Origin of the sequence: Mycobacterium sp. IS-1496, from assembly GCF_001499995.1 — a bacterium.
GTDB lineage: Bacteria > Actinomycetota > Actinomycetes > Mycobacteriales > Mycobacteriaceae > Mycobacterium.
The window spans coordinates 53156-65662 of the sequence record NZ_LQIU01000023.1; the positions used below are offsets into that span (position 1 = coordinate 53156).

Sequence of the window (12507 nt, forward strand, 5' to 3'; positions counted from 1 at the left end):
GTCGACAGCCAAATGTTGACAGTCAGGGAGTGCATCATGTCCGTCGATGGGACGTCGCTGCTGCGGCTGGAGAAGACCAGCCTCCGTGAGCAGGCCCTGACGGCGCTGCGCCGGGCCATCACCACCGGGCAGCTGACACCCGGCACCCACCTGGTGGAAACCGAGCTGTCCGAGGCGTTGCAGATCAGTCGGGGCACGTTGCGCGAGGCGATGCGCCAGCTCCAGCAGGAGGGCCTGATCTCGGCGGGCGCCCGCGGCCGGCTGTCGGTGCGGCATCTCGACGCCAAGGAGATAAGGGACATCTTCGAGGTGCGCGCCGCGCTGGAGTCGGTGGCCGCCAGGACGTTGGCCTCGCGCGCCGACAGGAACGAGGCGGTCGCCGCTCTGCGGCACGCGGTCGAGGAGATGGATCGTTGGGCCGCTTCCAATCTCGAGGACCGGATCGAGGCCGACCTACGGTTCCACCGGACGCTGTGTCATCTGTCAGGCAACGAGACACTGCTGCACTCGTGGTCGTCGTTGGAGGGCAGCATCCGCATGTCCATCATGTTCGCCGGAGTGGACCGCGCGCTGAAGAACATGGACGCCCGACGCCACCTGGAGATCGTCGACGCGATCGAAGCCGGTGACGGGGAGAGTGCGGCAGCCACCGTGTGCGCGCACATGGCCGGCGCGGCGTCGGTGCTGGTCGACGCCTGACCGTTCAGCGACCGCCGCGGTACTGCTCGACCAGCGCGGCGAATTCGTCGAGCCGCCTCAATGATTCGTCGTGCGGCTTGGTCGGTAACAGCAGCGCCAATTGACCGAACCCGAGATCCTCGGCGGCGCGCCAGTACTCCTGCTTGGGTGGTGTGCCGAACATCGCCAACGGGACGTCGCGGCCCGCGCCGTCGCGCATCTGCTCGACGCGTCTGGTGAGCTGCTCGACGGGCAGCGGGTTGGAGATCCATCCGGCCCCGTGCCGGATGACCCGCTTGACCGTCGCATCGGAGTTGCCGCCGATGTAGATCGGCGGGTGCGGTTTCTGCACCGGTTTGGGGCGACTGAACGACGGTTCGAAGTTGACGTACCGGCCGTGGTACTCGGCGGGTTCGTCGGTCCACAGCGCCTTGATGGCCTCGATGCGCTCGTCGAGCAGGGCACCGCGCGTCTTCGGGTCTGTGCCGTGGTGGCGCAGTTCCTCGATGTTCCAGCCGGCGCCGACGCCGAACACGAACCGGCCGCCGGAGATCAGGTCGATGCTGGCCGCTTCTTTGGCGGTGATGATCGGATCCCGCTGGATGAGGAGCGCGATACCCGTGAAGAGTTCGATTCTCTGCGTCACCGCGGCGGCGGCAGCGAGCGTGACGAACGGGTCCAGCGTGCGGTAGTAGACCGAGGGCAGGTCCCCGCCCTCCGGGTAGGGCGACTCGCGGCTCGCGGGGATGTGCGTGTGCTCGGCGACCTGCAGCGAGGCGAAGCCCCGTTCCTCGACCGCGCGCGCCAGCGAGACGGGGTCGATGCTGTCGTCGTTGACGAAGGTCGAGATTCCGAACTTCATGCGCGTCTCCTGACCGGCGGGGGCATCCGATGGCTGCCTCGACGGGTAGCCCGTTTTCGCAGTCTCAAGCGGCCGGGTCCGACGTGGGCGCCTGCCGTCAAGGCCGGATGGCCGTTCGGTAGTCCTCGGCCGCCTCCACGACGGCGGCGACGGACTCGGCGGTCAACTCGTCGCTGATCCCTGCCTCGGCGTGGGCGAACGGCACGAACGCGGCCATCATCTCCGGCAGATCCAGCCGGGCTTCGCTCGGCACGGCGTCTTCGGCGACCGCCGACTCCAGAAGGCGGCTCAACCGGGCCGCACTCCACCGCAACGGGTCCCCGTCCTGCAGGCAGTGCAACAGGAGCACGCGGTGCTCCAGATCGCGGAACGGCGCACCGGCCGGAGAGCGGAGGAAGCGGGTGCAGACGTCCCGCGCCTGCTCCGGACTCCATTGCGTGACAAGGAAACTCGACCCGCCGGGCGGCATCAGCCGGCCGAGCCACTGCACCAGCGCACGGCAGGCAGGCCAGGTGTCCGACTCCGCCGACTCGAGTCCCGACAGCGGACGTTCGAGTGCTTCGTGCAAGCCGGCCCGGGCATCGGCGACGGTGATGTCGTCGAACGTGGTGTCGGGATCGGTGTTCGCGGCTTCCGCGACCGACAGGACGGCAGCGACCGAGTCCGGGACGAAGAACGCATCGCCGACCGACGACCCCGCCAGGTGGTCGATGTTCACCACGCACGTCATCTCCTGCCCGTCGGCGAACCGGACACCGAGAAGCAGCTCGTCGCCGTCACCGAGCACATGGGTCATCCGCACGGCCCGGTGGACGGAGGTTCTCCCGAGCGCGGCGAGCCAACCGGGAACAGCGTCGCGGCGCGCGGCGGCCGCGTTCCTGCAGCGGGCGCCCAGTGCGTCGCCCTCACCCAGCATCTCGCCGAGGACGGTCAGCAGCGCCGTCGTCTCGGGCACCTCCACGTCGATGAGCGACGCGACGAGTTCCCCGATGCCGGCCGGCTTCTCCTCGGACTCCGGCGGCAATATGACCGGTCCGGACGTGGTCGCCAGGATCAGCATGCTGGCCAGCCCCAGGAGGTCCAGCGGATGCCCGCTGTCGAGCGCCTGGCGCACCGCACCGAGCAGAGGTACTTCTTCTGCGGCCATGGCCGGACGATACGCCGCTGCCAGGACGTCTAGTCGCCCGCGGCGACCAGTGAGCGCAGGCGCACGCCGGGCAGTTCGCGCTCGACGTTCTCGAGGCGCCACTTGGTGGAGAACACCGCGATGACGACCCCGTCGGTGCGGGTGAACACCTCCACCGACGCCTGCTTCTGCAGGATCTCGGCGTCGGCGGCGTCGGCGACGCGCGCCACTGTGTACGGCAGGGGTTCGAGTGTGATCGGCGCGTTGAACTCACCGGCCATCCGATGACTGGCGACCTCGAACTGCATCGGACCGACGGCGGCGAACACCGGCGCCTGGTCACCGCGCCGGTCCGAACGCAGCACCTGGATGACGCCCTCCTGGTCAAGCTGCTCGATGCCTTTACGGAACTGCTTGTGCTTGCTGGGGTCGGTGCCCCGCGCGACAGCGAAGTGTTCCGGAGAGAAGCTCGGGATCGGCGGGTACTGCACCGGGATGTCGCGGTACAGGGTGTCGCCCGGACGCAGCGCGGCGGCGTTGGCGAGCCCGATGACGTCACCCGGCCAGGCGGTGTCCAGCGTGGAGCGCTGCTGCCCGAAGACCGACTGCGCGTACTTGGTGACGAACGGCTTCCCGGTGGCGGCGTGGGTGAGGACCTCGCCGCGCTCGAAGGTGCCCGAGCACACCCGGGCGTAGGCGATCCGGTCGCGGTGCGCGGAGTCCATGCCCGCCTGGACCTTGAACACGAACGCGCTGAACGGTGCGGCGGCGTCACGCCGATTGCCGTCGACGTCGAGTTGACCGCTCGGTGACGGCGCGAGTTGGGCCAGCACATCGAGGAGTTGGTTGACCCCGAAGTTGAGGACGGCCGAGGTGAACAGGACCGGCGTCGAGGTGCACTTGAGGAACGAATCCCGATCGAAGTCGGCGCCGTCGGCGCTCAACAGCTCGGACTCCTCCACCGCGTTGTCCCAGTCGTCACCCGCGGCAGCGTGGGCACGCGAGGCGTCGATGTGCTCCTCGGGGGCGGCGGTGGCGCCGCCCGCGGTGCGGGTGAACCGGATGAAGTTGCCGTTGCGCCGGTCGAGAACGCCCTTGAAATCGCCGGCGATACCGACCGGCCAGGTCAACGGCGTGGTCTGCAACTGGATGCGGTCGTGGATCTCGTCCATCAGTTCCAGCGCGTGGCGGCCCGGACGGTCCCACTTGTTCACCACGGTGATGATCGGGATGCCCCGGTGGCGGCAGACCTGGAAGAGTTTCAGCGTCTGCGGTTCGAGACCCTTTGCGGCGTCGATCAGCATCACCGCGCAGTCGACCGCGGTCAGCACGCGGTAGGTGTCCTCGGAGAAGTCGGCGTGGCCCGGGGTGTCGAGCAGGTTGATGATGCAGGTGTCCCCGCCCTGGGTGCGGTATGGGAACTGCAGGGCCGTCGAGGTGATCGAGATGCCGCGGGCCTTCTCCATCTCCATCCAGTCCGAGACCGTGGCGCGGCGGCCGGCCTTGCCGTGGACCGCACCCGCCTCGGTGATCGCCTTGGCGTGCAGCACCAGCGCCTCGGTCAGGGTGGACTTGCCGGCGTCGGGGTGGCTGATCACCGCGAACGTCCTGCGACGTCGGGCTTCGGCGGAGATACGGTCTGCCTGCGGCCCGGTGGCCAGCGTCGACACACCGGTGGCGGTATCGGTCATTGCCCGCGATTTTATTTGTCGCGGCGCGGAAACGATAATCGCGGCGATTTCAGAGGTCCGCGAGGTCGTACGGAGGCGCTCCCACACCGCTGACCATGAGTTGCCCCGACGGGACCTTCTCCACGAGACGCACTGCGGTGCTGCGGTTTCCGATCCACAGCTGCGCCTGCTTGCCCGCCTGGACGTCGTCCGGCGCGCCGTAGGCGAGACCCTGCCAGTGGTACCGGCCGTCGATGGGGCTCAGGTGACCGGTGAGGCGGACCCGGACCGGACAGCGCACGCCGGAGATGTCCAGTTCGGCAGCACCGTCGAACACGCCGTCGGCGTCCACGGTCACAGGAAGTTGCTCCGCTTCCACATCCGGCGGCCGATCCGGCTCATCAGCCCGACCTCGTCGAGGAACGCCGCCAGCGGTGCGAATCCGGACCGCATGGTCTCGTGGAAGTACGGGTTGCGGCGGGCCTGCCTGCGGGCCTCCCGGGCGTCGAGCCCGACGCGGCGATATACCGCGCGGTTGGTGAACAAGTAGCGATAGAACGGTCCGCCCGCACCATGAATCGTGGCCAGCAGGTAGCGATTGACCGGCCGCATCCGGGGGACGGCCCGGCGTGCGCCGTCGCGCGCGAACTGGATGTGTCGCGCCTCCTCGGTGACGTGGATCCGCATGATGCGGCGGACGATCGGCTGCACGTCGGGATCGTCGAGGATCTGCCGCTGCAGCGCGTCGAAGATCTCCTCTCCGACGAGTGCGGCGATCCACAGCACCGACTTCTGGAACACCAGGGGCAGCGTGTTGATGATCATGCGCTGAACGCGCTTGGGCTGGAACGGTTTTCCGCCGACGGCCTCGATGGCGCGGCCGAACATGACCATGTGACGGGTCTCGTCACCGAGTTCGGTCAGCGAGTAGTGGGTCGACGGCGATGTGACGTCGGCGTGCATGAGGCCGCGCAGCAGCGCCTGGTTGAGGATGTTCTCGAACCAGACCCCGGCCGACAGCAGGTTGATGAACTCCTGACGCGACAACTCGAGCTGCTGCTCATGGGTCATCTGCGCCCACATCGGCGTGCCGTAGAGCGACACCATGCGGGGTGGAATGAAGAACGTGTCGGGGATGACCGGCGTATCCCAGTCGATGTCGACGACCGGGGCGTACGACTTCTTGGCCGACCCCCGTAGCAGCCGCTCAGAGAATTCGTCCCGACTGGGAGCGGTTCCCGTCGAAGAAGTCATGGCCATCAGAAGCCTCCTACCGATCGCGGTTGTCCAGGGCACCGCAGTGTTATGTGAACAGAAGATACATTCTTGGTTCGTTTGTATCAATACCGAACGACCCAGGCCCTACACTTCGACGTAGCACCACCCTTCCCAGCCGGGCGCATGTCGAGGAGACACCGATGAAGTACAGCGGGCTGCTCGCCAAGGCGGTGCAACGCTTCGGGTCGCCGACGGCCGAAGGCAACGCCGAGCGCATCCTCGACGCGGCGCTGAAGCAGTTCGAGCTCCTGGGGATTCGTCGTTCCACCGTGGAGGACATCACCCGCCGATCCGGGCTCGCCCGGGTCACGCTGTACCGCAACTTCGCCAACAAGGACGCCATCGTCGAGGCGGTGCTGCTGCGCGAACTCGAGCGGTTCCTCTCCGACCTCGCCGCCGAGGCCGGCGGCTACGCCGACGCGGAGGACAAGCTGGCCGAGGGGTTCGTGTTCACGCTCACGACGCTGCGCGACCATGCGCTGCTGCAACGGTTGCTCGCCACCGAACCCGAGACCGTGCTGCCGTTCCTGACCGTCGAGGGCGACGGCGTCGTCCGGACGGCCTCGTCGTTCCTGGCCCACCAGCTGGCGGTGGCGCTGCCCGACGACAGCCGCACGCAGATCGAGCTGCTCGAGGTCGCCGAGGTCACCGTCCGGATCATTGTCTCGTTCGTGCTGACGCCGTCGCAGAACGTCGCACTCGGCGACGACGACGCCGCCCGGTCGTTCGCGCGCCGCTACCTGGTTCCCCCGCTGCTGGGGTTGACGCGCTAGCGGTCCCGATTCGCCGGGTAGGCGTGCACGAAGGCCGAGGAGAGTTTCGGCACGGCGTGGGTGAGCGTGTGTTCGGCCTCGTGGGCGATGCGGTGGGCGTCGGCGAGGCTGGTGGCGGGGTCGATGTCGAGTTCGGCGTCGGCGTGCAGGCGGTGGCCGATCCACCGCATCCGCACGGCACGCACCTCGGTGACGCCGGGCTCGGCGGCCAGGGCGGCCTCGGCCTTGTCGACCAGTTCCGGTTCCACCCCGTCCATGAGGCGGCGGAAGACGTCCCGCACCGCGGTCCGCAGCACGGCGAGGATGGCCGCGGTGATGACCAGGCCGATGATGGGGTCGGCCAGCGGGAATCCCAGGGCGACCCCGCCGGCCCCGAAAAGCACTGCCAGCGAGGTGAATCCGTCGGTGCGCGCGTGCAGTCCGTCCGCGACCAGCGCGACCGAGCCGATGCGGCGCCCGACGCGGATGCGGTACAGGGCAACGAGTTCGTTGCCGACGAACCCGACCAGACCGGCAGCGGCCACCCAGCCGACATGGTCGATCGGCACGGGGTTGATGAGGCGGCGGACCGACTCGACCCCGGCGACGATGGCCGACAGGGCGATCATCGCGACGACGAACAGTCCGGCGATGTCCTCGGCTCGCCCGAATCCGTAGGTGTAGCGGCGGGTGGCCGCCCTGGTGCCGACCACGAACGCGATCCACAGCGGGATGGCGGTCAGCGCGTCGGAGAAGTTGTGGATGGTGTCGGCGAGTAGTGCGACCGACCCGGAGACCGTGACGATCGCCAACTGCGCCAACGCCGTTGCGCCGAGTGCGAGCAGGCTGATCTTGACGGCCCGGATGCCTGCGGCGCTGGATTCCAGGGCGTCGTCGATGCTGTCGGAGGCGTCGTGGCTGTGCGGTGCGAACACCTCGCGGAGCGCGGCGCCCACCTTGCCGCCGCGACCGTCGTGTGAGTGGTCGTGATGGTGATGGTGGTGGTGGTTCGCACGCCTGGCTTCGTGGGTCATCTCCGCCGCCCGTTCTTCGAGGCCTTCGCCGCGGGGACGTCGGCGTGCAGGGCGGCGAGATCGGACGCATCGCGGTGATGGGCGGGGACGCCGGGTCCGGCATGCTCGGCGTTGAAGACCGCGTCGGTGACCAACTGCGCGACGTGGTCGTTGTCCAGGCTGTAGAAGATCGTGGTGCCCTCGCGGCGGGTGCGGACCAGACGCGCCATGCGCAGTTTCGCCAGGTGCTGCGACACCGAGGAGGCCGCCTTGCCGACGTGGGTGGCGAGGTCGTTGACGGACTTCTCGCTGTGGGCCAGCGCCCAGAGGATCTGCACGCGCGTGGGGTCGGCCAGCATCCGGAAGACCTCGGCCACGAGGTTGGCCTCGTCCTCGGGTAGGCGTCGCCCACATCGCGCGCTATCTGCATCCATACGCAGATAATAGAACACGCCCTCGTCCAGCCCAGGGTTTGCAACCGTCAGGTCGCCATTCTGGCCTCGCGTTGAGACTGGGTCAGTGCCGACGATATGTCGGAAAGCGACGCCGTGAGCGCAGCCTGAACGTCGGCGTCCGAGTGCGACGCGTCATCCTCGGCCGAGCCCGCGCCCTGCGCCTGCGGCGTCGACCGTTCCAGAAAGCGAAGCAGTTCGACGGGGAAGGGCAGCACCAGGGTCGAGTTCTTCTCCGCCGCCACCTCCACGACGGTCTGCAGAAGCCGCAGTTGCAGTGCCGCGGGTTTCTCGGACATCACGCCGGCCGCGGCGGCCAGCTTCTGCGAGGCCTGCAGTTCGCCGTCAGCGGTGATGACCCTGGCCCGTCGCTCCCGCTCGGCCTCGGCCTGGCGGGCGATCGACCGCTTCATGGAGTCAGGCAGAACCACGTCCTTGATCTCGACGCGGTCGATGTGGATTCCCCAGCCCAGCGCCGGGCTGTCGATCATCAACTCCAGGCCCTGATTGAGGTGCTCCCGATTGGACAGCAGGTCATCGAGGTTGCTCTTGCCGATGATCGACCGCAGCGACGTCTGCGCGACCTGCCCGACGGCCGAGATGTACTCCTGGACGTCGACGGCCGCCCGTACAGGATCGGCCACCTTGAAGTAGATGACCGCATCCACCCGGACGGTCACGTTGTCGCGCGTGATGCCGTCCTGCGCGGGTACCGGCATCGTGATGATCTGCATGTTCACCTTCTGCAGGCGGTCAGCGACCGGGACCAGCAGTGTGAGCCCGGGCTCGCGCACCCGGGATTGCACCCGCCCGAACCGGTACACCACGCCGCGTTCGAACTGTTGGATCACGCGCACGTTGGACATGAGACAAAGCAGTAACAGCGCGACGGCGCCGGCCACCGCGTAGAGGGTGATCATGATGACTCCATTCCGCCCGGCGGCGCCTTTGCGGCATTGCATCGGCGGCCGCAGGCTCTCCACGATGGGTTCGTTGTCACGGTTGATCGCTCATCGGGCGGAAGCCGACGGGGTACGCGGCACGTCGCTGTCAGCGTGTCGAGCTCGAAGCGGAGTCCAACCGGTCTCCGGCCCAGCGGGCCCGAGTCCATACGTCGATTGTGGCACCGGCGGGTGCCGGGCTCAACGACACCAATGGACCGCTGCAATCCGCTGTCAGCTCCCGTGAACCGTCCTAAGCTGACGCTATGCGCGCCCAGCGCCGGGCAAAGTGGGAAGCGCTCGCCAGACTGGCGGGCTGCTGCCTCGCCGCCGGGCTGCTCGCCGCGGCGTTGATGTTCCCGTTCGTCGGCGGCGCCGGGACGGCTATCCTGCGCGTATCCGATTCGGCCACCGACGAATTCACGCAACTGCTCGAGGGTGCGGCACCGATCGTCTCCACCATGGTGGACGAAGCAGGGAACCCCATCGCATGGCTGTACGAGCAGCGCCGCTGGGTGGTTCCCAGCAATCGGATCGCCAACACGATGAAACTGGCGATCATCTCGATCGAGGACAAGCGTTTCAGTGAGCACAACGGCGTCGATTGGCAGGGCACCCTGACCGGCCTGGCGGGTTATCTGCAGGGCGCCGCAACCACCCGCGGTGGGTCGACGCTCGAGCAGCAGTACGTCAAGAACTTCAACCTCCTGGTGAAGGCGCAGACCAGCGCGGACCGGCGCACCGCGGTGGAGAACACCCCGGCCCGCAAACTCCGCGAGATCCGGGCGGCCCTGGCCATGGACGCCGCGCTCCCCAAGGCGGAGGTCCTGGCCCGGTACCTGAACCTGGTGTCGTTCGGCAACGGCGCGTTCGGTGTTCAGGACGCCGCGAAGACCTACTTCGGCATCGATGCCGGCGACCTCAACTGGCAGCAGGCTGCGCTGTTGGCCGGGATGGTCCGCTCCCCCAGCTCGCTGGACCCGTACACACATCCCGATGCCGCGATGGAACGGCGAAACCTGGTGCTCAACACCATGATCGAGAACCTGCCCGATAAGGCCGAGGAACTCCGCGCCGCCAAGTCCGCACCGCTGGGCATACTGCCGCAACCCGCGGCGCTGCCGCAGGGTTGCATCGCCGCCGGTGATCGCGCGTTCTTCTGCGAATACGCGCTGCAGTACCTGGCCGGAGCGGGTCTGAGCGTGGAGGACGTGGCCCGCAACGGCTACCTGATCCGCACCACCCTCGACCCGAAGGTCCAGGACAGCGTCAAGAACGCCGTCGACCAATTCGCCGACCCCACCGCCGTCGGCGTCGCCAGCGTGATGAGCGTGCTCAGGCCGGGCAAAGACGCGCACCGCCTCGCCGCGATGGCCGACAGCCGCAGCTACGGGCTGGACGCCGACGCCGCCCAGACGGTGCAGCCGCAGCCGTTCTCTCTCGTCGGCGACGGCGCCGGCTCGATCTTCAAGATCTTCACCACGGCCGCGGCGCTGGAGATGGGGTTGGGCATCAACGCCACCCTCGATGTGCCGCAGACGTTCCGGGCCACCGGCCTGGGCGACACCACCGAACCCGGATGTCCGGCGAAAACCTGGTGTGTGAGGAACGTGTCCCAGTACGCCGGCCAGATGAACGTGACCGATGCGCTGGCGAAATCACCCAACACCGCGTTCGCCAAACTGATCTCGCAGATCGGTGTCCCCCGCGCGGTGGACATGGCGGTCCGGCTGGGGCTGCGGTCCTACGCCGAGCCGGGCTCCGCCCGCGTCTACGACCCCGAGAGCCACGAGAGCCTCGCCGATTTCGTGAAGCGGCAGAACATCGGATCCTTCACGCTCGGCCCGCTGCCCCTCGACGGGCTCGAATTGGCCAACGTGGCCGCGACACTGGCCTCGGGAGGAGTATGGTGCCCGCCCAGCCCGATCGACAAGATCTTCGACCGCAACGGCCATGAGGTGGCCCTCGCAGCGGCGCCATGCGAGCAGGTCGTCCCCGAGGGGCTCGCCAACACGATGGCCAATGCGCTGGGCAAGGATCACACCGGCGGAACCGCCACCGGCGCCGCGGGCTCGGTCGGATGGGACCTGCCGATGTCGGGCAAGACCGGCACCACCGAGTCGCACCGGTCGTCGGCATTCCTCGGCTTCACCAATCAGTACGCCGCCGCGAATTACATCTTCGACGACTCCCCGACTCCGTCGGGTCTGTGCTCGTATCCTTTGCGTGAGTGTGGTGACGGAAACCTCTACGGCGGAACGGAACCGGCCCTCACCTGGTTCAAGGCGATGAAGCCGATCGCCAATGATTTCGGCCCGATCGCCATGCCACCCACCGATCCGCGCTACGTCGACGGCGGCCCCGGCAGCGAGGTACCGAGTGTCGCCGGAATGAAGCTCGACGAAGCGCGAAAGAAGTTGTCAGACGCAGGCTTTCAGGTCGCAGCCGAACCGACTGCGGTGAACAGCTCCTCCGCGAAGGGAAGCGTCGTCGGTACGACCCCGAGGGGCAGGACAATTCCCGGCACGATCATCACGATCAACACCAGCACCGGATACGTCCCCGCGCCGGTGTACCAGCCGCCGCCCCGGAGCGCGCCCGCTGCTCCGAGCGCGCCCCCTCCAGTGGAGGCAACGCCCCCGTCGGTCCCACCGCCCAACGTCATCGAGATCCCGGGACTGCCGCCGATAATGGTGCCGTGGCCGGCGCCACCCCCACCTCCGCCGCCACCGCTACCGCCACCGCCACCGCCGCCGCCACCTTTGCCGCCGGCTTGACGCGCAGCGCATTTCGATCGCAGCCGGGCGCACAAAAAGCCTTCTGCTAGCGCCCAGGCCGGTCAGCGCGCGCACCTCGCGTATCCACCGCGAAGTCTGGTACGCGAACGGACACATCACGTCGAAGTGGAAGTCGACGGAGACAGGATGATTGGTCACATCGTGAACCTCAGTTGCGGGCGGCGCGGTCGCCGAGTTCGTCGTCGCCCGTCCAGCTGATCGCACCGGAGTCGATCTGGGGCTGCGGGTCGATGCGTCCACACGCGAGCTGAATGAACGTCGTGGAGTCGTCCGTCGTCACTGTGACGTCCGGGCGCTCGACGTGGTCGACCCGCGCGGCCCGTCCGTGGGCCGGTGAGGTCGAACGTGAGGCTCTTGCCGTCGGGCAAGCCCGCCCTCGTGCCGACGATGTAGCCGATCGAGTTCTCGACCTGTTCCAGCGCGATCTCGGCGGCGACGCCACGTTAGATGCCGTCGCGGCGATGCATGGGCTTCGCCCTGACCCGAACTGTCGGTGGGGACTCGTAACGTCGGCACAAACCGCGCAGGAGGTCGGAGAATGAAGATTTTGGTGGCGACAAAACTTACGCAGGGCACCCGCAGCAACGACTACGACTACTGCGTCCCAGGCGAACTCGTGTGGGTCCAAGAACCGTGCGACCGCGACCGGCGTAACCCTGACGGCGGCTGCGGATGCGGCCGTGGCTTCGCCGGCGTGGCGTCCCACCGCGCGACGACAACGGCGGAGGTGGTGGAGGTCGGTTTCAGTCGCGACGAACTGATCATTGCGATGCAAACAAGCCTGGCCGATGGCGGGTGGCCACAGGAATGGGCCGCAGACGTCGTCGACGACAACCTGACGATCGCTTCGGCGTTCCCAGCCGGGACGGTCATCGAGCGGCGACTGGAGGAGTTTCAGGCCCGGACTGCCTAGATACGGGCACCGCTATCGGGGGGA

Annotated in this window: 13 protein-coding genes and 1 pseudogene; 4 read left to right on the forward strand and 10 right to left on the reverse strand. The window is 67.9% G+C overall.

Going from position 1 to position 12507, the window contains the following annotated elements; all coding sequences use genetic code 11:
* The first annotated feature begins 36 nt into the window (after positions 1 to 36).
* Entirely contained in the window at positions 37 to 699 is a 663-nt protein-coding gene (locus tag AU195_RS13415; RefSeq protein WP_059159561.1) for a GntR family transcriptional regulator, read from the forward strand.
* Between the two features lie 4 nt (positions 700 to 703).
* On the opposite strand, the gene AU195_RS13420 is transcribed toward AU195_RS13415, so the two are convergent.
* The 5 genes from AU195_RS13420 to AU195_RS13440 all read right to left on the reverse strand — a co-directional run bounded on the left by AU195_RS13420 (position 704) and on the right by AU195_RS13440 (position 5590).
* Positions 704 to 1540 carry an LLM class F420-dependent oxidoreductase gene (locus AU195_RS13420; RefSeq protein WP_059159562.1) on the reverse strand — a complete coding sequence of 279 codons (837 nt, stop codon included), beginning with the start codon at positions 1538 to 1540 and terminating at the stop codon, positions 704 to 706.
* Positions 1541 to 1637: 97 nt separating this feature from the next.
* Entirely contained in the window at positions 1638 to 2687 is a 1050-nt protein-coding gene (locus AU195_RS13425) for a hypothetical protein (RefSeq protein WP_059159563.1), read from the reverse strand.
* 29 nt (positions 2688 to 2716) lie between these two features.
* Positions 2717 to 4357, reverse strand: coding sequence for a peptide chain release factor 3 (locus tag AU195_RS13430; RefSeq protein ID WP_059159564.1), 1641 nt, complete (start codon positions 4355 to 4357; stop codon positions 2717 to 2719).
* A 49-nt stretch (positions 4358 to 4406) separates the two neighbouring features.
* Positions 4407 to 4694 carry a DUF4873 domain-containing protein gene (locus tag AU195_RS13435; protein WP_059159565.1) on the reverse strand — a complete coding sequence of 96 codons (288 nt, stop codon included), beginning with the start codon at positions 4692 to 4694 and terminating at the stop codon, positions 4407 to 4409.
* The gene (locus tag AU195_RS13440) at positions 4691 to 5590 is read right to left on the reverse strand and encodes an AurF N-oxygenase family protein (protein ID WP_059159719.1); all 900 of its coding nucleotides are present in this window, start codon (positions 5588 to 5590) and stop codon (positions 4691 to 4693) included. The genes AU195_RS13435 and AU195_RS13440 overlap by 4 nt, the downstream gene beginning before the upstream one ends.
* Before the next feature lie 164 nt (positions 5591 to 5754).
* Here AU195_RS13440 and AU195_RS13445 point away from each other — a divergent pair, with 164 nt between their 5' ends.
* A complete protein-coding gene (locus AU195_RS13445; protein WP_059159566.1) occupies positions 5755 to 6387 on the forward strand; it encodes a TetR/AcrR family transcriptional regulator in 633 nt (210 codons plus the stop codon).
* On the opposite strand, the gene AU195_RS13450 is transcribed toward AU195_RS13445, so the two are convergent.
* The 3 genes from AU195_RS13450 to AU195_RS13460 are packed head-to-tail and all read right to left on the reverse strand — an operon-like array spanning position 6384 to position 8751.
* Positions 6384 to 7400: a cation diffusion facilitator family transporter gene (locus AU195_RS13450; RefSeq protein ID WP_059159567.1), complete on the reverse strand. Its 1017-nt coding sequence runs from the start codon at positions 7398 to 7400 to the stop codon at positions 6384 to 6386. The two genes, AU195_RS13445 and AU195_RS13450, sit on opposite strands and share 4 nt — an antisense overlap.
* On the reverse strand, positions 7397 to 7813 hold the full coding sequence (locus tag AU195_RS13455; protein ID WP_059159720.1) for an ArsR/SmtB family transcription factor: 417 nt from the start codon (positions 7811 to 7813) through the stop codon (positions 7397 to 7399). Before AU195_RS13455 ends, AU195_RS13450 begins: the two co-directional genes overlap by 4 nt.
* Positions 7814 to 7860: 47 nt before the next feature.
* Positions 7861 to 8751, reverse strand: a complete 891-nt coding sequence (locus tag AU195_RS13460) for an SPFH domain-containing protein (protein ID WP_059159721.1) — start codon at positions 8749 to 8751, stop codon at positions 7861 to 7863.
* 287 nt (positions 8752 to 9038) lie between these two features.
* Here AU195_RS13460 and ponA2 point away from each other — a divergent pair, with 287 nt between their 5' ends.
* Positions 9039 to 11549: a transglycosylase/D,D-transpeptidase PonA2 gene (ponA2, locus tag AU195_RS13465; protein ID WP_059159568.1), complete on the forward strand. Its 2511-nt coding sequence runs from the start codon at positions 9039 to 9041 to the stop codon at positions 11547 to 11549.
* 56 nt (positions 11550 to 11605) lie between these two features.
* On the opposite strand, the pseudogene AU195_RS26465 reads toward ponA2, so the two are convergent.
* Together AU195_RS26465 and AU195_RS26200 are read right to left on the reverse strand one after the other, a co-directional pair.
* Positions 11606 to 11708: pseudogene (locus AU195_RS26465) on the reverse strand (mycothiol-dependent nitroreductase Rv2466c family protein); the annotation flags it as partial.
* A 10-nt stretch (positions 11709 to 11718) separates the two neighbouring features.
* Positions 11719 to 11850, reverse strand: coding sequence for a hypothetical protein (locus tag AU195_RS26200; RefSeq protein ID WP_286149235.1), 132 nt, complete (start codon positions 11848 to 11850; stop codon positions 11719 to 11721).
* Positions 11851 to 12108: 258 nt separating this feature from the next.
* Between AU195_RS26200 and AU195_RS13475 the strand changes: the two genes are divergently transcribed.
* Complete coding sequence (locus AU195_RS13475) at positions 12109 to 12483, forward strand: DUF7715 family protein (RefSeq protein ID WP_059159569.1); 375 nt, start codon at positions 12109 to 12111, stop codon at positions 12481 to 12483.
* Positions 12484 to 12507 lie beyond the last annotated feature (24 nt).